The organism is Noviherbaspirillum sp. (assembly GCF_035627455.1).
In the GTDB taxonomy this organism is placed as follows: Bacteria; Pseudomonadota; Gammaproteobacteria; order Burkholderiales; family Burkholderiaceae_D; genus Noviherbaspirillum.
On sequence record NZ_DASPLS010000042.1, the window covers coordinates 86,507 to 107,732 of the forward strand.

The 21,226-nt window shown below is 61.4% G+C and carries 23 protein-coding genes; 10 read left to right on the forward strand and 13 right to left on the reverse strand.

Features of this window, described 5'->3' with window-relative positions; translation table 11 throughout:
* Positions 1–13: 13 nt before the first annotated feature.
* The 5 genes from VEC01_RS08240 to VEC01_RS08260 form a co-directional block, all read right to left on the reverse strand.
* Entirely contained in the window at positions 14–232 is a 219-nt protein-coding gene (locus VEC01_RS08240) for a hypothetical protein (RefSeq protein ID WP_324900329.1), read from the reverse strand.
* Between the two features lie 778 nt (positions 233–1,010).
* Positions 1,011–1,274 (reverse strand): hypothetical protein, encoded by a 264-nt coding sequence (locus tag VEC01_RS08245; protein WP_324900330.1) that lies wholly within the window; start codon positions 1,272–1,274, stop codon positions 1,011–1,013.
* Positions 1,267–3,516, reverse strand: coding sequence for a family 1 glycosylhydrolase (locus VEC01_RS08250; protein WP_324900331.1), 2,250 nt, complete (start codon positions 3,514–3,516; stop codon positions 1,267–1,269). Before VEC01_RS08250 ends, VEC01_RS08245 begins: the two co-directional genes overlap by 8 nt.
* Positions 3,517–4,093: 577 nt before the next feature.
* Positions 4,094–4,375 (reverse strand): hypothetical protein, encoded by a 282-nt coding sequence (locus VEC01_RS08255; protein ID WP_324900332.1) that lies wholly within the window; start codon positions 4,373–4,375, stop codon positions 4,094–4,096.
* A gap of 344 nt (positions 4,376–4,719) precedes the next feature.
* Positions 4,720–5,067: a hypothetical protein gene (locus tag VEC01_RS08260; protein WP_324900333.1), complete on the reverse strand. Its 348-nt coding sequence runs from the start codon at positions 5,065–5,067 to the stop codon at positions 4,720–4,722.
* A gap of 67 nt (positions 5,068–5,134) precedes the next feature.
* Here VEC01_RS08260 and VEC01_RS08265 point away from each other — a divergent pair, with 67 nt between their 5' ends.
* Positions 5,135–5,860, forward strand: a complete 726-nt coding sequence (locus VEC01_RS08265; protein ID WP_324900334.1) for a Crp/Fnr family transcriptional regulator — start codon at positions 5,135–5,137, stop codon at positions 5,858–5,860.
* Between the two features lie 282 nt (positions 5,861–6,142).
* On the opposite strand, the gene VEC01_RS08270 is transcribed toward VEC01_RS08265, so the two are convergent.
* Positions 6,143–7,807, reverse strand: coding sequence for a DUF4142 domain-containing protein (locus VEC01_RS08270; RefSeq protein WP_324900379.1), 1,665 nt, complete (start codon positions 7,805–7,807; stop codon positions 6,143–6,145).
* 645 nt (positions 7,808–8,452) lie between these two features.
* Here VEC01_RS08270 and VEC01_RS08275 point away from each other — a divergent pair.
* On the forward strand, positions 8,453–9,355 hold the full coding sequence (locus tag VEC01_RS08275) for a class I SAM-dependent methyltransferase (protein WP_324900335.1): 903 nt from the start codon (positions 8,453–8,455) through the stop codon (positions 9,353–9,355).
* Positions 9,356–9,386: 31 nt separating this feature from the next.
* Here the strand turns inward: VEC01_RS08275 and VEC01_RS08280 are convergent, their stop codons facing one another.
* The 3 genes from VEC01_RS08280 to VEC01_RS08290 form a co-directional block, all read right to left on the reverse strand.
* Positions 9,387–10,193 (reverse strand): hypothetical protein, encoded by an 807-nt coding sequence (locus tag VEC01_RS08280; protein WP_324900336.1) that lies wholly within the window; start codon positions 10,191–10,193, stop codon positions 9,387–9,389.
* Positions 10,162–11,256, reverse strand: a complete 1,095-nt coding sequence (locus tag VEC01_RS08285; RefSeq protein ID WP_324900337.1) for an AI-2E family transporter — start codon at positions 11,254–11,256, stop codon at positions 10,162–10,164. The genes VEC01_RS08280 and VEC01_RS08285 overlap by 32 nt, the downstream gene beginning before the upstream one ends.
* A gap of 265 nt (positions 11,257–11,521) precedes the next feature.
* The gene (locus tag VEC01_RS08290; RefSeq protein WP_324900338.1) at positions 11,522–11,851 is read right to left on the reverse strand and encodes a hypothetical protein; all 330 of its coding nucleotides are present in this window, start codon (positions 11,849–11,851) and stop codon (positions 11,522–11,524) included.
* Between the two features lie 83 nt (positions 11,852–11,934).
* Between VEC01_RS08290 and VEC01_RS08295 the strand changes: the two genes are divergently transcribed.
* Positions 11,935–12,654 (forward strand): Crp/Fnr family transcriptional regulator, encoded by a 720-nt coding sequence (locus VEC01_RS08295; RefSeq protein ID WP_324900339.1) that lies wholly within the window; start codon positions 11,935–11,937, stop codon positions 12,652–12,654.
* A 46-nt stretch (positions 12,655–12,700) separates the two neighbouring features.
* On the opposite strand, the gene VEC01_RS08300 is transcribed toward VEC01_RS08295, so the two are convergent.
* Positions 12,701–13,621, reverse strand: a complete 921-nt coding sequence (locus VEC01_RS08300; RefSeq protein WP_324900340.1) for a BON domain-containing protein — start codon at positions 13,619–13,621, stop codon at positions 12,701–12,703.
* A 78-nt stretch (positions 13,622–13,699) separates the two neighbouring features.
* On the opposite strand from VEC01_RS08300, the gene VEC01_RS08305 reads away from it, so the two are divergent.
* The 3 genes from VEC01_RS08305 (at position 13,700) to VEC01_RS08315 (ending at position 14,847) form a co-directional block, all read left to right on the forward strand.
* Positions 13,700–13,903 (forward strand): CsbD family protein, encoded by a 204-nt coding sequence (locus VEC01_RS08305; RefSeq protein ID WP_324900341.1) that lies wholly within the window; start codon positions 13,700–13,702, stop codon positions 13,901–13,903.
* A gap of 208 nt (positions 13,904–14,111) precedes the next feature.
* Complete coding sequence (locus VEC01_RS08310; protein ID WP_324900342.1) at positions 14,112–14,384, forward strand: hypothetical protein; 273 nt, start codon at positions 14,112–14,114, stop codon at positions 14,382–14,384.
* Between the two features lie 64 nt (positions 14,385–14,448).
* Positions 14,449–14,847: a hypothetical protein gene (locus VEC01_RS08315; RefSeq protein ID WP_324900343.1), complete on the forward strand. Its 399-nt coding sequence runs from the start codon at positions 14,449–14,451 to the stop codon at positions 14,845–14,847.
* Positions 14,848–14,917: 70 nt separating this feature from the next.
* On the opposite strand, the gene cydB is transcribed toward VEC01_RS08315, so the two are convergent.
* On the reverse strand, positions 14,918–15,922 hold the full coding sequence (cydB, locus tag VEC01_RS08320) for a cytochrome d ubiquinol oxidase subunit II (protein ID WP_324900344.1): 1,005 nt from the start codon (positions 15,920–15,922) through the stop codon (positions 14,918–14,920).
* Entirely contained in the window at positions 15,912–17,333 is a 1,422-nt protein-coding gene (locus tag VEC01_RS08325) for a cytochrome ubiquinol oxidase subunit I (protein ID WP_324900345.1), read from the reverse strand. Before VEC01_RS08325 ends, cydB begins: the two co-directional genes overlap by 11 nt.
* A 265-nt stretch (positions 17,334–17,598) precedes the next feature.
* On the opposite strand from VEC01_RS08325, the gene VEC01_RS08330 reads away from it, so the two are divergent.
* From VEC01_RS08330 to VEC01_RS08340, 3 genes are all read left to right on the forward strand, one after another.
* The gene (locus tag VEC01_RS08330) at positions 17,599–18,012 is read left to right on the forward strand and encodes a nuclear transport factor 2 family protein (RefSeq protein ID WP_324900346.1); all 414 of its coding nucleotides are present in this window, start codon (positions 17,599–17,601) and stop codon (positions 18,010–18,012) included.
* A 13-nt stretch (positions 18,013–18,025) separates the two neighbouring features.
* Positions 18,026–18,370 (forward strand): hypothetical protein, encoded by a 345-nt coding sequence (locus VEC01_RS08335; protein ID WP_324900347.1) that lies wholly within the window; start codon positions 18,026–18,028, stop codon positions 18,368–18,370.
* A 155-nt stretch (positions 18,371–18,525) separates the two neighbouring features.
* The gene (locus VEC01_RS08340; RefSeq protein WP_324900348.1) at positions 18,526–19,074 is read left to right on the forward strand and encodes an SRPBCC family protein; all 549 of its coding nucleotides are present in this window, start codon (positions 18,526–18,528) and stop codon (positions 19,072–19,074) included.
* Positions 19,075–19,266: 192 nt separating this feature from the next.
* On the opposite strand, the gene pip is transcribed toward VEC01_RS08340, so the two are convergent.
* On the reverse strand, positions 19,267–20,268 hold the full coding sequence (pip, locus tag VEC01_RS08345) for a prolyl aminopeptidase (protein WP_324900349.1): 1,002 nt from the start codon (positions 20,266–20,268) through the stop codon (positions 19,267–19,269).
* Between the two features lie 320 nt (positions 20,269–20,588).
* On the opposite strand from pip, the gene VEC01_RS08350 reads away from it, so the two are divergent.
* Positions 20,589–21,191 carry a class I SAM-dependent methyltransferase gene (locus VEC01_RS08350; protein WP_324900350.1) on the forward strand — a complete coding sequence of 201 codons (603 nt, stop codon included), beginning with the start codon at positions 20,589–20,591 and terminating at the stop codon, positions 21,189–21,191.
* The last annotated feature ends 35 nt before the right edge of the window (positions 21,192–21,226 follow it).

Here is a 21,226-nt window from a genome sequence, read left to right on the forward strand (position 1 = left end):
GGGCGGGCACGGGTCAATGACTATGTTTCAGCACGCGTTGCGCCAATTCTTTCGCTTCTTCCACCTCGTCACGCCCGAAGGCGTGATCGAACACGACCGTGTGTTTCGACCGGATCGCCCCTTCGCCGCGGCCTGCCACCGCCGTGATGATCGCCATCCGCGATCTCTCGCTTAATTCATGAAAGACCGCTTCCACGGTCCATATTCCGGTTTGGTATTTGAGGGTTTGCATATGCGTCGTCAATGAGTTCTGTGGGCTCGCAGCCCGCCGGTCGACGGCAAAATGCCGCGGACCTTGCTGCGCGGTTCACGAGCACGCGGCGTTCATGCCCCTTGCCATAACTTCGTATGCCCCGACGCGCTCCGCAGCAACAGGCGGTCGGTGCGGATCGCTGTCATTTGCCGGAAGCGCTGCGGATGGCGCAGGTCATGTCCTTACTAAAGACATGTTCGTCACTTTGTAAAGGAAGCGGCAATGCTCGAAGTATGGGCCTGCGCAGGGCGCTTTTCTGTTTGCTACCTGACAAAGGGTGGAAAGAAAATCTGAAAGAGGATGATTGCGCCGCCGCGAGCAGGTCTTTGTGTATTTGAAGAGCACGCGTGCTGCTTCCATGCGGCGTTGCAATCCTCCGGTATTCGATGAGCGCTCACCAGCCTTTTGTCCATTGCAATCATCTTGCACGCCGCACCCATGGCGTCGCCAGCAGCTGGAGAGCAAGCTTGACGCGGACCACGAAAAAAAATCCCGCCGGGGAGGCGGGATAAAACGGTCAGGAGCGACCGAAGGAGACATGTGGCATTACGCCCGGATCATCAATGCAAGCGCCGTGCCGACGAAGCCGACGAGACATGGGAACGCATGCACGCCGTGCTTCCGCGCCCGCGCCGGGGCGCTGTCTGACAAGCTGCTGCGCGGCCCGGATTGACGCCTGCGTTGCTCTGCGTACCTCACATACGCGTGCACTGCTCGACGCCGATCCGGCCCGTTCGCTACGCTTGTCAAACAAAGCCTAGGCCGGCCCTTCGGCAGGAGCCGAAGTGGCATCCGGAACAGCGGATCTTTTGCTGGCCGGGCGGTGTTCGAGTTCGCAGTGTTCGGCGTCGGCCACCGCCACGCAGGCTTCAAATGCGTCGGCAAGCTGTACGCGTTCAAACAAGTAGATCGTGTCGTCCACCTGGACTTCGGTTGTCGATTTGCGGATGGTAGGCATGTTGAATATAACGATGAGCAGGAAATGAACGGCTGTTTGCGGTAAGTGAAGTGATTCATCCATGGCCGACCAGGGCCGCCTGTCCGGAAAAATCCTCTTCGTCGGCCTGCGCCTGCAGGCCCAGATAGCGCGAGATCGCATCGTCGAGCGGCGGCAGGAGAATCGCCTTTTCCGTTCCCAGTGCGCTGAACACCGGGCGCGCGGCAGCATGGCCGAACTGCGAGCATGACCATGCCTCGAGCCGGCTGGTATCGACGTTTGCCAGGGAAGCCGCCTTGCACGCGAAGTCCAGCCATGTGATCGGTTCGCCGTTGCTGAGGTGCCAGACGCCCTTTTCCTTGTCAATCAGGAGGTCGAGACAGGCGTGCACCAGGTCGGGCACATAGGTGGGCGAAACGGTGGTGTCGTTGGCAGCGACAAAGGAAGCGCCTGTTCTTAAGGTGTTGAGCGCCTGCGTGAGAAAGTTGTGACTGTCCCAGGGGCCGAAGAATGCGCTGGTGCGCACCACAAGGGCTTCAGGATGCGTATCCAGCACCCTGCGCTCCGCTTCGGCCTTGCTTCTGCCATAGACATTGAGCGGAGAAACCGGGTCGGTTTCGACGTAGGGAGCGTTCTGCTGCCCGTCGAACACGAGGTCGCTCGAAAAGGTCAGCAACTGCAGATTGTGACGGATGCAGGCAATGGCGAGCAGTGACGGCCCAAGGGCGTTCTCGCGGAAGCAGCGCTCGACATCCTGCTCTGCGTCGTCGACGCGGACATATCCGCCCGCATTGATGACCGCCCACGGCTTGTACTGCGCAATGGCGCGTTCGACGGACGCAGGGTCGGCGATGTCCATCTCCTGCCGGTTGACCATCCGAAAAGCGAGATTGCGGCTGCGGCAGATGCGGGCAAATGCGCTCCCGAGGGTGCCGGTGGCGCCGGTGATCAGGATGGGCTGCACATAGCCGGGAGTCTTGTTGCGGGTATCCGAATGGAGGGTGGCAATGGCGGCATTGTTTGCGACAGGCGGGCAAAGGAAGCGGCCCGGGCGGCGCCACCAGCCTTGTCCCTGGAGCACAGGATGGGACAAGGGGCGGCCGGCAGAGAGTTCCCGCATCAGGTCGGCAACCGCGGTCGGCCGCGGCTTCGCCGCCCGCACGTCGTACGGGCCGGGCTCGTAATAGCCTTTGCATTGCGTGACCAGGCAGTTCCAGTCATACGAGCCCAGCAGCGCCCAGACCGTCACCGCCCGGATATCCACGCCGCCGCGCCGTGCTTCCTGCGCGGCTTGCCAGATCTCGAGCAGCCAGCGCAACTGGTCTTCGCGGTTGGCATCGATGTGCGCCTCGGTGACGGCCAGTGGCAGGCGGTAGCGGTCCCAGGCTTCCTGCAGAAGCGGTCCGATGCCGGGCGTCGGGGTGGCAACAGCGCTCGCAGCATGAATGTCGGCATGCTGTTTCCCGCGGTAGCCGCCCACATACTCGCGCGGATAGCGCTCGACACGGTGGTCAAGCCAGCGCTCGCTGGTGATGTAGTAGTTGATCCCGATGATGTCGGGCGGGCAGCGGTTGTCCCTGAACCAAAGGAATTCGGCCGCATCGATGCCCGTGTCGAGGAGATAAGTCCAGAGCGGATGCGCTTCATCCACCTTGCCGCACAACAGGTCCCATGAGAGCCAGCGCCGCTCGTTGTAGAACTCCGCCAGTTCCGACATTTCCGATGTGCTGTAAGTTTTACCGAGGTCGTCGGTCTGGACCAGCTTGGCGTCCGGATTGACTTCACGGATGGCGCGCATCGACAGGACGACCGCCCGGCACTGGTTCAACAAGGCCTGGATGAAGCTGCGCTCGTCCCGGCCGTGCGGATACCACACCCCGTACAGCCCGCTGAAGCGAGCGGTGGTCAACGGTTCATTGACCGGCGTATAGTAGTCGATCCAGGGATAGCGCCGGGCGACAGCGCCGGCGAACTCAGCCAGTTGCCCGGCAAAACCGGGATCGACAAGGCTGGTGTGGCGCGGCCCGCTGCCGTGATGGACCAGGCCCACGATCGGCGTCACGCCGAGGCTTTGCAGTCCGGGCAGCCGTTCATCCGGCCACGACCAGTCGGCGTCGGCCAGGCCGTCCGGCGCTGTCCGCTCCCAGAGCACGGGATAGCGGATGGCGCGGATGCCCAGTGACGCAAACCGTTCGAGGTCGTCCCTGCGCGCGGCATGGCCGTTTCTTTCCATCTGGCTGAAATATTCGTCCAGCACGCGATTGACGGTGCATTCAAGGCCGCCCCATAGTTCGACGGCGGAATGATTTGTTTGTTCTTTGTTCATATTGGTCCAGTAGGAAGCGGGGACTTTCGGCGATGGCAGTCATGTCAGCGCAAGTTGGCGCGTCAGGTTTTCGCGCAATGCAGACGCTGCTGCAATCGTCGTGCCAATGTCTGCATGGAAGAAGCAACGACGATTCAAATGGGAAGAGAAACGACGCGATCTACAGGCGTCATCAAGCGCGGCCAAGGCCAGCTATCGCGCCCGGGTCGAACCAACGCCGTGCAGCGCATGCATCGTTGCGCGAAACCCTTCAGGCCAGGAACCTCGACAGGGTCGGCTCATGTGCAATGGCCCCGGCCGCAAGAAGCGCTTCGACAGCGCGGGCGCCACCTGCAGCGGCAGGGCGAAGCGCGGGACAGTACGTCCCGTTGTCCTGACGGCGCGCCGTTCAATCGTTCAGCTCTGCCTCGTTCATCCAGTCGCTTTGATTCCGGCGCGCGCCTGCCGGCATCCCATTCAGGTGCAATACGGCTTCGAGGAAGCGATGCCTCGTTCCTTCCTGTCCTGCCTCCTTAAGCCTTCGGTATGAGCCGTGTGTCGCCAGGCTCTACGCGTCGGATCGCGCTGCGAATGCCCTTCAAATGTTTGCCTGCCACGCGCGCCGGGACATACGCGCCTTGCACCGTCGATCTCCGAGAACGCGCCGTAATTCGTCGACGCCCTTGCCAGCACCTTCGGCCATCGTAATGAGGATGGAAGCCCTGAGAGGGAGGCTGCCTGTCCGGATGCCGCGCAGGATTTGCGGAGACAGCCTGAGCATGCGGGACAACATTCTGTCGCTGTGCGCGCCGAGCCATGTCGAAAGCGCGTCGAGCAAACGGTCAGGATCGTAGGTAAGGAAAACGCTGGAATCGGACATGACTCTTCCTACGAAGACGTTAAGACGGCGGTCGGCATGATCAGGCGTGAACGCATGAATGGCGTACGGCCGCGCCGCAGACCGGACCAGCGCCTGGAACCGGTCACTTCAAACAACTCAGCTGCCGCGGCTCGAACGTCATGTCAATCCAGTCCACGTCCTCGCCGCTTTCAAGTGTTACCGTCCCAAACGCTTGGGTACGCTTGCCGGCGGAGAGAAGGTCGTACGCTTGTCGTGCTGCGTGCAGATTCGGCGCGTACACGGCCAGGGAACCAAGGAGCCAGGGGCGTGCAGGGTTTGCTATAAACATGGCGGCTCGCAGATCAAAACAAGCAATGAACCGATTATCGCGATGCGTGAATGGCATTTCCGTTCGATAGCTGACATAAAGCGGCGAAAGCTTTCGAAATAGTTAGTCGCATTAATACGTGGAAAGTTCTGTTGATGAGATCGCAGGAATCTGAAGAAAGCCGGGCGGTTCGCCCTGGCGCCGCCGCCGTTCGCCGCTCCGGTCGTGACGACTTTTCTTCAAGGAATTTGTCGTTTTTGAACGTTGCGCTGGATTTGCCGTCATACCATGACGTTGCAGCGTTGCAGGTCATGCTCCAGGACTTGCCACACTCTTTCCGGCCCCGGCAGACATTCCCCTCTGCGTACTCACCGCTAAGACCCGCTACCAGGTCGATATTCATGCCAGGCCTCGCCTCATCGGGCACGGCTTCTTCGGTTGTCATCACACCTGTTGTTGAAGGAAGCGCTATGTCCGTGACTCTGATCGAGGCGCGCGGGTGCGCAAATCACCTGCTCGCCAGACTCTCCGATAAAGACTTCGAGCCTTTGTGTTCGCAACTCGTGCTCGTGCATACGGCACAAAAACAAGTTCTGCATGAACGCAATGGTCCGATCCGATTTGTGTATTTCCCGTGCTCCTGCGCCATGTCCAACATGATCTTTTTCGAAGATGGCACTGCAGTCGAGGTAGGTACGGTGGGCAATGAAGGGGTCAGTGGAATTGAGCTGCTGGCCCGGGCTTCCGTGGCAACGGAAACGTCCATCTGCCAGGTTGAAGGCAAGAGCCTGCGCATGGAAGCCGGCGAATTTGCTAAAGCGATTGATGGACGGACGCCGCTGCGCCGCGTCAGCGAGTGCTATCTGCAGGGGTATCTGTCCCAGGTGTCCCAGTCAGTGGCATGCAATCGCAAGCATTCGCTGGAGGCGCGGTTTGCGCGCTGGCTGCTGGTGACGCACGACCGGGTGCTGGGAAACGAGTTTTGCCTGACCCAGGAATTCCTGGGTGACATGCTTGGCGTACAGCGGCCCAGTGTCAGCCTGGTCGCAGCGGAATTCCAGAAAGAAGGCTTGATCCAGTATGCGCGAGGTCATATAAAAATATTGGACCGGGAGCGGCTGGAAGCGACCTCGTGCGAATGTTACGCCGCGGTGCGCGCCCAGTTCAAACGCGTCCTCGGCCTGTCCTACGGTTGACACCCAGCCGGCACGGTGCGTCCAGAGCGCAGCCCGGGAGCTGTTAGCTCATCCGCATGGATTCAACGGTAGAGAGTCCGTAGGGGGGCGAAGCGAAACCCGCCGGGCGCTCCGGATGCGGGCAGGCTGGTTGCGCTTTGCCCGACCCAGCCTGCCTCACTCCTCTGGTTCATCTGGAAATCGTCATCGCCTGCGCCTTTCAACTTTCGGCGTTGAAGGCAACGACAGTGGCCAGTGGCGTTGCAAGTGCCGCCCCCGTGAAGCAGGGGCGGCGTCGCCTTGCTATAGCGCGTCGCGCAGCGCTTGTATCTGCTGCATTATCGTCGTCACCTCTCCTCCGAGGCCGCTTAACAGCGTGCGGGCCTCATCGCGGTGAGCGGTCAGGGTGGGAAGCAGCGATTGCGCGAATGCCTGCGTCTGCGTGCCGGTCGGCCGTTGTGTTTCCTCTGTAAACCGCTCGATCGCCCTGTCATGCAGCCGCTCGTTGTAAAGGGCGAAGCCGGCGTTGAATTGCTGGCCCTGCGCTACCACCAATGTTCCGTACACCAGTTGCTGCTCCGGCGATAGTTCGATTGGCAGAACGACGCCCTGGGTCTGCGCCAGCTGCTCGAGCTGCAACTGCACCGGCGTGTGCTCGGTTGCCATGCGCTGGCCATAGCCCATCACGCTGGCATTGGTGGACCTGAGAGCGCCAAGGTAGCCAAACCGGATCTCGGCCAGGTTGGACTGCGCTGCGCTGTACAGGAAGCTCGGCGTGATGTTCCTTGCCAGTTCCGATGCGTGCGCCAGATGCCCGGCGAGGTCGGGTTCCAGCGAGCGCGCCACTGCGCGGACATCGACGTCACGGCCTTCGTTGGTCATCTGCGTGCGCGCGTACCGTACCGCTTTCGCATGCGCGACGACATTGACCTCCATGTACGCGCGGTCGAAATCAGCGCCGGAGAAGCGGGCAAGATCCTCCGCGATGGCTTGCTGCTCGGGCGCGATTTCGTCGGGCAACGGCAGTTCCTTGGTCTCGGCGAACGCGGTGATGCGGCTGTTGGCCTCGGTATGCTCGTCGATCATGTTTTGCGCGAAACGCCGCACGTCCTCGTCGGTGGCGCGCTCCACCGCCAGTTCCGCCCATTCGATTTCGGCAAGGCTGCTCTGGTAGGTGAAGGCGATGAATGCCGCCGGGTCGAGGCGTTGCAGGATGTCTTCCCCGACTGCGAGGTGGGTCTTCAGGAGCGGCAGGGCGATCGCGGCGAGATAGCGCGCATTCTGATCGTCGCCGGCGCGTGCCCGCCGCATCGCGTCCGCCACGGCGGTCCGGTGTGCGGTAACGGTTTGCCACATGAAATCGCGATCGAACGGCAAGCCGGTCAGTGCGGACAGCCTTGTCACCGCGGCCGCCTGGTCGGCCGTGATATCGGTCGGCAATGTCACGCCCTTCTGTTGCGCCAGCTGCTGGATCTGGGTATTGACGATCGAATGGTGTTCAATCATTGCGCGGGCATATTCCTGGACGCCAGTGCTTTCCGCACGCGTCGGTGCGAGTTGCGCCAAACGGATCTCTGCAAGGCCAGTCTGGTAGGCGGTAGTCAGGAATGCGGTCGACGCCGCAGTGGCCGGGGTGATTGGTATTGGATTCGGTATTGTGGCTACGGGCGGCGTCGCTCCCGGCGCACCGGCTCCCGGGGTGGCGGGCGTTGCCGGCGTCGCCGGGGTTGCAGGCGTTGCCGGAGTTGCCCCTTGCGCACCGGCTCCCGGAGTGGCAGGCGTTGCCGGGGTTGCGGGCGTTGCCGGGGTCGCTCCTGTTGTGCCTGCACCGCCTGCACCGGTATCGGTTGTTTGCAAGAGGGTGGAACCGCTTCCGGTGCCACCGGCGATGATGCCGCCGTCGCCATCACTGCCGCCGCATGCGGCTAGTGACATAGCCAAAGCCAGTACAGAAATTCGTTTCATCATTTTCTCCAAGGGGATTGTCGGGCTGCCGAAAGTCCCCGTTAGCAGGTGCCGGGGATGCGCGTAGGACGGAAGGTCCGCCAGGGTAAGCTGGGACGGGTGACAAAAAGTCGACCCGCCCACCTGACACGCGGTTATGGACAGAGTCGTTTTGGCAGTCTATTACGGCCCATCGCCTTTGCAAGACGAACCGGACAGCGGCATGTGCAAGCTGGCACGGTCTATGATCTGGCGCAAAAAGAATTCCCCATGGATCGAGCTTGTGACGCAAATACGCAGCATGCCTGCAGGAAGATAGTTGCTTGCTGGTGAAGGACCGGCCTGCTGTCTCCGTTACTTGCAGCGCACGCTCCCTCAGTACGGATCGCCGTATCGCTACGGACGCAGGGATGCGTTCCTGTTTTTCTAACTGTAAGTGGCTGGCTGCATCGTGGATGCCAGCGCCCGGTTGAACTTGTACTGCGTCAACTGGCATCGTCCCGCCACGCTTCCGCCATATTCATGGGATTGAACAAGTAACTTTTGATCAGGTTTAATACCGACACCTTTGGTTCGGCGAAATTGGAGGCGATCACGCCGCACCTCCGCCGTCGCCATGCCTGACCCGGAAGTGCGTCGCTAACTATCTTCGGTATCGGAGCGCAGGGTATGTTGAGTTCAATGGTTTGCCGCTACGCGGATTTCTCCCAGGCCTGGTACAAGGCAAAGGAATGCGAGCTGAGAATTCGCGAGATCTACCGGGGCCACTCGGCGACAGAAGTGGATTTCGTCGGACGAAAATTCTGGGAGTGGTGCGCGATCGCGCAGGCGCTGGACGAACGTGCGATGCTGCGGCCGGGGAGATCCGGTTTGGGCTTTGCGGTCGGCACCGAGCCGCTGGCTTCCTTTTTCGCGTCGCGAGGATGCCGGATACTGGCGAGCGATCTCAATCCGAAGGAATCGAATACGGGTTGGATCGAGCGCAATGAGCACGCGGCCTGCCTGGACGCGGTCTACCATCATCAATTGCTCGACCGCCGCGAGTTCGACAGGCTGGTCGACTTCCAGTACGCGGATATGCGTACCCTGCAGGGACTGTCCGGGACTTACGATTTCGTCTGGAGCTCCTGCGCGCTTGAACATCTCGGCAGCCTGCAGGCCGGGCTGGATTTCGTCCTTGCGTCCGCAAGCCTGCTCAGGCCGGGTGGCGTCGCCGTGCACACGACCGAGTTCAACGTGCGCTCCAATGTCGATACGCTTGAGACGGGCGACAACGTGATTTACCGGCAGCGGGATATCCTGGCCCTCTCGGAATCCCTGAAGAAACAGGGAATGACCCTGGCAACGCCGAACTTCGACTGCGGCGACCACCAGTTCGACATCGACTTCGACCGGCCGCCTTATTTTTCCTCCGGAAAGCCGCACATCAAACTGGAACTCGGCGGGCATGTCTGCACGTCTTTCATGCTGATCGTGGAAAAGTCCGAGAGCAAGGTTTCACGGAAGCACTCTCCGCTGGAAACATTGCGCCGTCTCGGTTCACGCTTCATTGCGGCCCATCCGCCCCGGTGACAGGGGCAAGTGCGCGATGATCGTGGTCCGGCTAAAGCTTTCCTGCGCGTGCCGACTGCGGCCCGCCCTTGAGCCATTGAAATCCTTCGTGCTTGGTGATGGCGGCGATTTCGATCGCGCCACCGACGGTCTTCGGCCTTGATACGGAAAACCGGACGAAGCCAATCGTGGTTTCGACCAGAAATCGCGCAAGTTCGGCGGCGTCCCGGATCGGCATGGCTTCCAGGAACAGCAGTTCGTACAAGGCGGGCGCAAGCCGGCTGCGAAGATCCTGGCCGTCAGGCGCCGTCGGGTAAAGTTCCTGGACCAGGTCATTGAAGCGGCCGCTCAGGCCCAGCACCAGCCGGTCCAGCGCCTCTCCGTCGCCGGCCCAGCGCGGCCCGAAATCGGCCTCATGCTGCACACAGACCGGCGGCGGGCAGCCGGTATCGTCCAGCAGGATATCCCAGGCTTCGGCAAGCGGCCGGCCGGCGGAGTATCCGCACAGACGTACCTGCGAGCGGACCGTGCCCGCGAAGGCTTGTACCTTTTCCTCGAACAGGAATTGCCGCACGCGCCACGCGAGCTGCTCCACCGTATAGCTTTCCGGCTGCAGTTTCCAATCCTGATAGCGGATGTCGCCGCCACTCAGGCGCACGCCCAGGTCCTTGAGCAGGGTGTCAAGCGACTCGTTGCCGATCCCGCCCGATCCGGCAACCATCACGCCTACCGGTATGCCGTCGACGATATTCCTGATTTTGTGCGAGTGGTGATAAACCATGCCGCTGGCAAACGAACTTGCGCTGTCGGCCGCCATCACGATGCCGTCATTGATCTTTACGGATACTAGTATGGTCATCCGGAACGCTCCTTTCCGTATCGGCGGTAGTCGAGAACAGGTCCCATGCGGCAATGAACAGGGCGGCGATCACCGGGCCGATGACAAAACCGTTGAGGCCGAAAAGCCCCATCCCGCCCAGCGTCGAGATGAGCACGACGTAGTCGGGCATCTGGGTGTCTTTGCCGACCAGGATAGGACGCAACACGTTGTCGACCAGCCCGATCACGACGATGCCGAACACGATCAAGGTCGCGCCCTGCCAGATCGCGCCGGTGAGAAGAAAATAGATCGCGACCGGACCCCAGATCAAACCGGCGCCGATCGCGGGCAGCAAGGACAGAAACGCCATGACGACGCCCCATACCAGCGGGCTCTGGATGCCAAGAATCCAGAACATCAGGCCGCCCAGGGCGCCTTGCGTTGCTGCGACGACGATGTTGCCCTTGACCGTCGCCCGGATCACGGTCGTGAACTTGCCGAACAGGTTGCGCTTGTGTTCGGCGCTGAGGGGGATCGCCTGCTTGATCGTGCGCGACAAACTCCGCCCGTCGCGCAACAGGAAGAACAGCAGGTACAGCATGATGCCGAAGCTGATGATGAACTCGAACGTGTTCTGGCCAATGGTGAAGGCCTGCGTCGCGATGAGCTGGCTGCCCTGGACCGCCGCGGCCGACATCTTTTCTTGCAGCGCCAGCAGGTTGCCCAGCTCGAAGCGGTTCAGCAGCCTGACGATCCAGGATGGCAGCGCGTTGATGATCTGCTGAAAATATCCACCGAAATCCAGCGTCCCCGACCGGATCTCCTGATACACCGCCGTTCCTTCCTGCACCAGTGCGGCGGCAATCAATGCGAGCGGGAAAATCACGATAATCAGCGACAGCAGCAAGGTCACGAGCGCAGCCAGGTTTTGTCTGCCAGGCATCGCGCGCAGAAACTGGCGGTGGAACGGTTCGAACAGAATGGCGAGCACGGTTCCCCAGAACAGGGCACCATAGAAAGGCCAAAGTATCCATCCGAATGCGAGGGAGACCGCCAGCAACAGGCTCAGAAACGCTGTCCGGTGAAGCTCAGGGTGATCCATCGATTCCTCCTTTGGGAAGAACCTTGCACGAAATGCGCCCGCTCCGGATTGCGAGCAGTCATCCCGGCGCGCAAAAACTTTTGCTGGATGATCGCCAAAAGAAAGGCGGGACAAAACAGAGGAAGGGCGGGACCTCGGCGGAGGTCAGGCAAGCGCGCCCTGGACAGACGTTGGTTGCCGTGAGTCAAACCGGAAATGCCGCGATGCAGCCGCGGCGCCTGCGGCGGCCGTAGCGCACGGTGCGTTTGGCACATTCCCGGTTCGCTTACGACCGGCTGTGCGGAAAGGCGCGCTTGAAGAATTCGATCGTGAGTCGAAGTTGCCGCCGCTTCGGCGCCAGGAGCGCGGTCACCGAACAGTTGAGCGCGACGGGATCGCTGGCGGGAAAAGTGAAGCCCAATGCTTCGTCCAGGGATGCATCACGCCGTTCCTGTTCGCGCCTGTTTTCCTGGCGTTGCTGCAAGCTTGCATCCTCGCCGGAGGTGGCTGAAAAATATTTGTCCATGATGCAGTTCCTTCCTAAAATTGTTGAGGCGCTCCGCATATCCGGCAGGTAAAAAGGGAATGCAACAGTGGAGACCTGCAAATCTATCATTGACCAAAACAGCGGCCGCGTCGGTGGGCAGCCGCACATAAGGCTCCTTGTCTGCAACGGCTTTTGGAGCCCCGGGAGGCACGGTGGCTGTCTTGCATACTCCACAGCAGAACCATCTTCTGGCGGTATTGCCTCCCGAGGAATTCGGACGCCTGCAGCCGCACCTTGAACTGGTTTCGATGCCGCTTGGAAAAGTGCTTTACGAATCGGGCAGCCAGATGCAGCATGTCTACTTTCCCACGACCAGCATCGTGTCCCTACTCTATGTGATGGAGGATGGCGCGTCCGGCGAGATCGCCATGGTCGGCAACGAAGGGATACTCGGCATTGCGCTGTTCATGGGGGGCGGTACCACGCCGAGCCGGGCGGTGGTGCAGAGCGCCGGGCACGGTTACCGGCTGCGAGCGGCACTGCTCAGGGATGAATTCAACCGCGCCGGTCCGATGCTGCACTTGCTGCTTCGCTATACGCAGGCGCTGATTACGCAGATGGCGCAGACCGCCGTCTGCAACCGGCACCATAGCGTCGATCAGCAGCTCTGCCGCTGGCTGCTGATGAGCCTTGACCGTCTTTCTTCAAGCGAGCTGTTCATGACGCAGGAACTGATCGCCAACCTGCTAGGCGTCCGCCGCGAGGGCGTGACCGAGGCGGCGGGAAAACTACAGAGCGCCGGCCTGATCCACTATCGCCGCGGCCATATCACGGTCGTCGACCGGGCCGGACTCGAATCACGCGCCTGCGAATGCTATCAAGTCGTGAAAAAAGAGTTTGAACGGCTGTTACCGGACCTCACCGCGGCCTGAGCGCCTTCATCGTCAAGCTAGGGCGACCCGGCGGTATTTCCGGTATTCAGGACGGCGCGACGTCGTCAACCACCCGCTTCGCTCGTAAAGATGACCAGGCTGCATACAGCATTGCGCGATGTTGCGTCCAGGAACGCATGGTGCCTGCCCAGGTGATGCGATCGTTGTCGACCGCAAACTCATAGCTGCCGCTCTTCATGCGCTGCGCCGGCGCGGAGGCCGCGTCGCTGCCGGCCAGGGGCGGCCGGACTTTGACCTGGCTATTGACGCCGTGGACACTGAGCAGGCTGCTGACCTCCGTTTCCGCAATGCGGCGTTCATAGCCCGCGGCAACGTTCCCCGACAAGGTCACCCAGCCGTTTGACACCATGACACCGATCGCGTAATCCTGCTCCGGCTTCAGGCGGCGCAGCACGCGTTCGCAGTCGTGGGCGATGTCGTCGTCCGCAGGAGTGATATCGGGAGCGAATACCTTCAGCTGTGCCGATATTCCTTTTACGCCGACGATGCGTCTTGCCGCCGATTCGATCAGCCAGCGTTCGCCGTCGCCGTCTACCACGCCGGTCAATGCGACCACACCGTCCCTGACCTGAATGCCTATCGCCGCCGCGCGCACGGAGGGTTCCATTTCCAGTTCATCCCTCACGTCCTGCTCGATCTGCAGATCCGTTCTCGCGCCGAAACCAGGCTGTGCACCCTGATCTGCCGACGCAGGTGAATTTTCCGAATGCCGGCCGGGCTGTCTAAAGGCTGCGAAATAGGGGTTGCTTTGGGGCCAATAGGCGGTTTGGTAGTGGTGCATACATATTCCCGTTCGTGGTTCATGTGAGGCTGGTGGCGCAAGAAGTGGAGCGCGAAGCGGTATGCGCCAGGCCGAAAATCCGGAGCTTTTGAAGCAGGGTGGGCCGGCAACGGGGCGGCGTCTGTGCGGCGCCGAACATAGACCGCGCCGCGCGTGCTCTCTCATGTGCGCACGCGAGAACCTCCAGCCTTATTCGCAATCAAAACCTGTGCGACCAGTTCTTTCTGCATGAAAGGAGACGACATGAATCGCGATCAAATCAAGGGCGGCTTTAAGGATACAGCCGGCAGGATTCAAAGAAAATTTGGCCAGCTGTTTGGCAATAATCGACAGGAAGCGAGCGGCGCGACGACTCAGGCGGAAGGCAAAACGCAGAAAACGGTTGGCGACGTGAGCGACACGCTTGGAAAGGCGAAGGAAAACCTGAAAGACACCCTTAAGAGGTGAGAAACCGGGTCGAGGCATGTTTTGCAGAGAACGGCGGGTTTTCCCGCCGTTTTCATTTTTCAGCTATGTTCGCTCCCGCACCGACGGCGTTGCGTCCATCACCGATCATCACCAAGAACTCCCCCCTGTCGTGACATGACCGGTCCCTGGGGCTCGGCTTCCGTCGTAATGAGTCAGTCATCCGACCTCCCAAAGCAAAGGACTCATCATGTCCATTCCTACACTCCAGTACAAAGGATACGCGCTGCGCGCTTATGCCCAGCGCACGCTTCCGCTTTATCGCGATCCCTATGCGGCCGGGCCGCATCGATATGCGTCCGTCGTCCGCATCGATGCCATTCCGCCAGGTGAAGGCATACCCCGGCGTTACCAGGCAGAGTTCAAAGGCACCGACCCGACTACGGACGTCGACGCGCCTGAACGGGCGATGCAGTACGCAAGGGACATCGTCGACGGCAAGGTGCAGCCGCAAATGCTCTGAGCGTGCCGGGGGCTGCGCCCCCGCGCAACGCCGGCCCAAATGTTCGTCACAACAGGAGCACACCATGGCTACCACCGGATCCACAAACAGCAACGCGAGCCAGGACTGGCAAATGGAAAAAGAACGCCGCGCGTTGCCTGCCGATGAAAGAGATGCCGCGGCATCGCTGGGTGTCGGCTTTGACGGCCGTTTTTATCGGTACAGGGCGTTTCGCTACGACCTATGCTCGGATGCGGTCCGTTACGCAAAGCTGGATCGAGACAAGCCGCAATATCGGGGAAAGGTGATTCGCGCCGTTCCCTGGGAAAAGCCGATCGAACCGACCGACGAGGAACAGCGCCTGATGCAGGAGCTGAAGATTACGTTCGACGGAAGATACTATCGCTATGAAAGTTATCGCTACGAAAACTGCGCCGACGCGGCGAACTATGCAAGGCTGCGATATCGTGAAAGCGGGCGGTGACCCCGTGACCCCTTGACGCCGGGAGCGGCGCCAGTGGCCGGCGGCAAAAAGACCGCAGGGCGGCGCCCCTCTAGTGATAACTCATCCCCGCGCGCACCTTGCCGCGGAACACCCAGTACGACCAGAATACATAGAGCAGGATGACCGGAAGCAGGAACATCGTGCCCACCATCAGGAATTGCTGCGACATCGGCGGGGCCGCGGCGTCCCACAGCGTAATCGACGGCGGCGCGACGTACGGCCACAGGGAAATGATGAGCCCGGTGTAGGACAGGAAGAACAGGCCCATCGTGCACAGGAAGGGCAGCACGTCGCGCCGCCGGTCCAGCGCGTACCAGAGGAGCCCGGCCAGCACGACGGTCAGGATCGGCACCGGGGAGAAGTAGATCAGGTTCGGCAGGCTGAACCAGCGCTGCGCAATGCGCGGCTCTTCCAGCGGCGTCCACACGCTCACCATCAGGATGAAGGCGAGCAGGCCGAGCAGGAACCAGCGCGACATCCGCCGCGCCCACTCCTGCAGCTCGCCTTCGGTTTTCATGTACAGCCAGGTTGCGCCGAGCAGGCTGTATCCGACGATCAGGCCCAGCCCGGTCAGCAGCGGAAACGGCGCGATCCAGTCCCAGCTGGTGCCCGCGAACACCCGTCCCTCGACCGGAAAGCCGCGGATGAAATTCCCCAGGACCACGCCCTGCGCAAAGGTGGCGATCAGCGAGCCGTAGGCAAAAGCCGCGTTCCACAAGTGCTTGCGCGCATCCGGCGCGTCGCGGAATTCAAAGGCCACGCCGCGAAACAGCAGGCCGAGCAGCATCAGCAGGATGGGGAAATACACGGCGGGGATGATGACCGCGAACGCCAGCGGGAATACCGCCAGCAGGCCGCCGCCGCCGAGGATCAGCCAGGTTTCGTTAAAGTCCCAGATCGGCGCCACCGAGGCCACCATCACATCGCGGTCTTCATCCTGCCGGCGGAAGAAGAACAGGATGCCCACGCCGAGATCGAAGCCGTCGAGCAGCACGTACATCAGCACCGCGAGCGACAGGATGAAGGCCCACAGCGGCACCAGGTCAAGCGTCATGGCGTCCTCCCAGCCCGCGGACCACGGGCACGTTTACCGTATCGTCATGCGCGGCGACCGCCGACAGCGGCCGCTTCGGATGCGCCTGGGCCTCATGCTCCTCCTTTTCCGGCGGTCCGATGCGCACCAGGCGGCGCAGCAGGATGAAGCCGGCGCCGAAGATGATCAGGTAGCTGATGACGTAGGTCGCAAGCGATATCGCGACATCGCTTGTGGTCAGGGAAGGCGTGACGCCCTCGCTGGTGCGCATCAGCCCGTAGATGACCCAGGGCTGGCGCCCGACCTCGGTCGTGGTCCAGCCGGCGAGCACCGCGATGAAGCCGAGCGGCGAAACCAGCATGCACAAGCGCAGGTACCAGGGCCTGTCGAACAGCCGCTTTCTTTTCCACAGCACGAGGCCGATGACCACGGTCGCCAGCATCACCAGCGCGATGCCGACCATCGTGCGGAAGGCGAAGTAGACAATGGCGACCGGCGGACGGTCTTCCTTCGGCCACTCCTTCAGGCCCTTCACCTCGCCGTCCCAGTCATGCGTGAGGTACAGGCTCGCGAACTTCGGTATCGCGATCTCGTAATGATTCATTTCGGCCTCTTCGTCGGGAATGGCGAAGATCGAGGCCGGCACGCCGCGCCCGGTTTCCCACAATCCTTCCATCGCCGCCACCTTGGCCGGCTGGTGCTCCAGCGTATTCAGGCCGTGCAGGTCGCCGAGCAGGATCTGCAGCGGAACCATGATGCCAAGAAAGGCCAGCGACATGCGCATCATGATCTTGCTCTCCGCCGGGAACCGGTTTTGCCGCAGGTAATACGCACCGACGCCGAGGATCACAAAGGCGGTGGTCACCAGGAAAGCGGTGACGGTATGCGTGAGCCGGTAGGGAAAGGATGGCGTGAAGATGATCTCGAACATGCTGGTCGGCATATACCGTCCGTCCACCACCTCGAATCCCCGCGGCGTCTGCATCCAGCTGTTGACCGCCAGGATCCAGAACGAGGACATCAAGGTGCCGAGCGCGACCATTACCGCAGACAGTGCGTGCGCCCATTGCGGCACCAGGTTGCGCCCGAACAGCAGTACGCCGAGGAATGCCGCTTCGAGGAAGAATGCGGTCACGACCTCGTATGCGAGCAGGGATCCGGTGACATTCGATGCCTGGTCCGAGAAGCGGCTCCAGTTGGTGCCGAACTGGAAAGGCATGACGATGCCGGACACCACACCCATGCCGAAGGAAATCGCGAAGATCTTGATCCAGTAGGCGGAGAGCCGCCTGATCGTATCGTCCTTCGTGATCCACCATCGCACTTCCAGGGTCGCGATATAGCAGGCCAGCCCGACGGTAAATGCCGGCAGCAGGATATGAAATGCGACAACCCAGGCGAACTGTATCCTCGAGAGCAACAATGCATCCACGGAGAGCCTCTTCGTTTTTCACGACGGTTCAAACACATCCGTGGAAAGCGGCAGGGCGCCTTTCCGCCGGAAGACTCTGGATTGCAGTCCGAACAATATGACCGGATCGCGGCGCTGGTGGTTCATTGCAGTTCCTTACACAACCCCTTGCTGCCGGCACGCGGTGACGCGGCTCATGACCGGCGTCCGGGCGAAGAACTTTTGACGCTTCCCGCGCGTCGCAGAGAGACCGGCGGCCGTTTGTCGCCGACCGCAAGGAATCGCCATGAATGAACAGCAAGCAAGGGATATCGCCGGCCGCTTCATTGACCAGCTGCATCAGCTCGAAGACGGCGACAAGGCAGTCGCGGACCGGCTTGCCGACATGTTTGCCGACGGCGCCGAACTGACCAATCCGGTGATCGAACACAATGGCGGAAGCCGGCGCGGCCGCGACCAGATCGCCGCCTTCTGGCGGCAGTATGCCGATACCTTCGGCGCGATCCATTCCGAATTCTTCGACGTCACTACCAGCGACCACTCCGCCGGCCTGTTCTGGCGTTCCAGCGGCACCGGTCCCGCGGGCGACCCGATGGAGTACGACGGCGTGAGCCTTCTCGTTTTCGACGACGCCGGGAAAATCACCCGTTTCCAGGGATTCTTCGACACGCGCCGGCTTTCGGCGCGGGCAACGCACTGAACAGGGAGGCATCATGCGGGCAAGCGACCTGCGTCAACTGATCGGCCGTCTCGAGCACCTGAGAGACGCGCTGCGCGAGGTGCCGGCCAACCGCGCACTGCCGCAGGACGATCCGCTGGTGAGGGATGCATCGGATTGCGAACTGATGCTGCCTTCGATCCTGACCGCCGGCTCCCTGAGGGAAACGGTGATGCGCAAGTTGAATACGGCCGCCGTTCTGCTCGAGCGCGCGATCAAGCACGAAGAACTTGCGCCCGATGTGCAACTCGCCGCCGATGAAGGCTACCTGGCGGACGAAGATGACCTTGATGCTGCCGCACGGCAGTCCCGGCAGGAACGGCGGCGCGCGGATTCCTAGGCGCGCGACCGATGCCGTCTGCCGCCGCCCGCCAGGCATGCGGTCTTCGGCGGTACTTTTAGAACTTTGACCAGAAATGATGATCGGACAACGGTTAGCGGAATGATTAATTCGTCCGGCCATTACCCGGACTCAGTGATAAGAAAGGACATTCTATGCTTGGTCGTCGCATTGCTACCGCCGTTGCACTTGCCGCTGGCGGATATCTGTTGTCGAAACAATTGAAACGGTCTCGCGGTTCCGATATGGAATCGACGGTGGAAGAATCAATTGAAGTGGATGTGCCCATCAGCACGGCTTACAACCAGTGGACGCAGTTCGAGGACTTGCCCAAGTTCATGGACAGCGTTCATGAAGTGCGCCAGCTTGATGACAAGCACCTGCACTGGAAAGCTAGTGTTGCCGGCAAGGAAAAGGAGTGGGATGCCGAGATAACGGAACAGCTTCCGGAAGAGCGCATCGCATGGCGCAGTCTCGGCGGCGTGCGCAATGCCGGCGTGGTGACCTTCCACAAGATCTCTGACAACAAGACCCGCGTGATGCTGCAGATGGATTACGATCCGCAATCGATCGATGAAAAGATCGGTGACGCTCTCGGTTTCGTGAAGATGCAGACAAAATCCAACCTCCAGCGCTACAAGCAACTGGTGGAAAGCCGCGGTACCGAAACAGGTGCGTGGCGCGGCACGATACCGCGTCAGTAAAGCGCTTTTTTCTCGCTCGCTACGACCGCTGGTCCCGCTGTGACGGAATCAGGCACATCGGGACCAGCCGCATGAGGGCTGGCAGTCAAGCGACGGCCAGCCCTTTTATTTCGGGCTGCCGGCGTTCCGCCACCGCGCATGGCTTTGCATCGCCTCGAAGCGGGAGACTTTGGTTATGGCCGGCGAGAGCCGTCAGACCGGCCCGGATGCCTGTAACGCGCCGGCATCGAAGCGGCGCTCGCGTTTGAACTGCTCGAGTGCCTGGATCACTTTCTTCCGGATACCGGGCTCGGATGGCGAGTGACCGGCGTCCGCGGCGATATGCAGCACCGATCCCGGCCAGGCACGGTGGACTTGATAGGCGGCCGCGGGCGGCGCGATGACGTCATGTCCCCCTTGCACGATCATCAGCGGCAGATGGGCGATGCGGTCGATGCGGGCGATCAGCTGATCCTGTTCCAGGAACATGTTGTTCCTGAAGTAGAACGCATCGAGCCGGCCCACGCCATAGACCACCGTGTCGTTCTTCGCCGCTTCCTCGACCAGCTGCGGATCATGGCGCAGCAGCGAACAGGCTTCCGTGTACTTGAACCACATCCGCGCGGCTTCCATGCGGCGCTCCGCATCCGTGCCGAAGAGCCGCTTCTCGAAGGCGGTCAAGATGTCGGATCGCTCCTCTGCCGGCAGCCACTGCACAAAGTCGTCATGCGCCTTCGGGAAAAACAGGCGCATCCCGTGCAGGAACCAGTCGATCTCCGAGGGCGTGCCGAGAAAGATGCCGCGCAGTGTGAAGCCGAGGCAGGAATCCGGATAAGTCTGTCCATACGCGAGGGACAGCGTGGTTCCCCACGAGCCGCCGGCGACCAGCCATTGTTCGATGCCAAGCATCTTGCGCAGCTTTTCCATGTCGTCCACCAGGAGCCGGGTCGTATTGCCTTCTACCTCGGCCAGGGGCGTGGAGCGATAGGCGCCGCGCTGGTCGAACAGGATGATGCGATAGGCATCCGGGTCGAACCACTGGCGCTTTTCCGGGGACGAACCGCCGCCCGGGCCGCCATGCACGTACACCACGGGGATCCCGTCCGGGTTTCCGCTTTCTTCCCAGTAAATGGTGTGCAGGCTATCCACCGGGAGCATGCCGGTGCGCCGCGCTTCAATCGGCGGAAACAGGGAAAGATCGGGGGAGGCATCCATGGCGTCGTGTGCGAAGTGGTAAAAGGCGAGATCAGGGGGTGTTCTGATCCTGACAGCGCCGGCATGAAAAAGGTCAATGGTTTTGGCAGCGTTCCGTTGGCCGGCGGCTGATGCGCAAGAATATGCAGGCAACGCGAGGACGCTGCATTCGGAAATGCGATGCCGCACCATATCCCGGCTGCACTTTCGAAAACGACGGTGAAAGCCCGGCTCCTGCCCGCTTATTTCCGACGAAGTTATGCGCTATCCGTTGTTGTGCTTGTGCCGGCTGTGCCAGGATCAATCCGATTGCCGCCATCAACCGATAAGGAGTGCCGCCCATGATTGCCAATGCCCGCACCGATTCCATTTGTCATGCACGTCGCCGATCGCTGAATTTCTGCGGCCTAGCTGTCGTGCTGTCGCTGACCGGGATGCCCGTGCATGCCGAGTCGGCAGTCCCGCTGGATGTGCCGTACGTGCCCACGCCGCAGCTGGTGGCAGAGCGCATGCTGAAGATGGCCAGGGTCGGCAGGAGCGACGTCGTGTATGACCTGGGTTGCGGCGACGGGCGCCTGGTGATCACGGCCGCGAAAAAGCACGGCGCGCGCGGGGTCGGCATCGACATCGATCCGGCGCGCATCCGGCAGGCGCAGGCCAGGGCGAAGGCCGCGCGGGTCGAGAATCGCGTGGAATTTATCCTTGGCGACCTGTTTCAGGCCGACCTGGCCAGGGCGACCGTGGTCACGCTCTACCTGCTCCCCAGGATCAACCGCCAGTTGCGCCCTCAGCTGTGGCAGCAGCTCGCGGTAGGGACCAGGGTCGTCTCGCACGGCTTTGACATGGGGGAAGAGTGGCCGCCCGAACGCACCGAAACTGTCGACGGGTCGCCGATTTACTACTGGACGATTACCGAAGCGCACAAGAAACCGGCCAAGGGATAAGCGTAACGGGCAATACGGGGAGTGCGGCCGCGGCG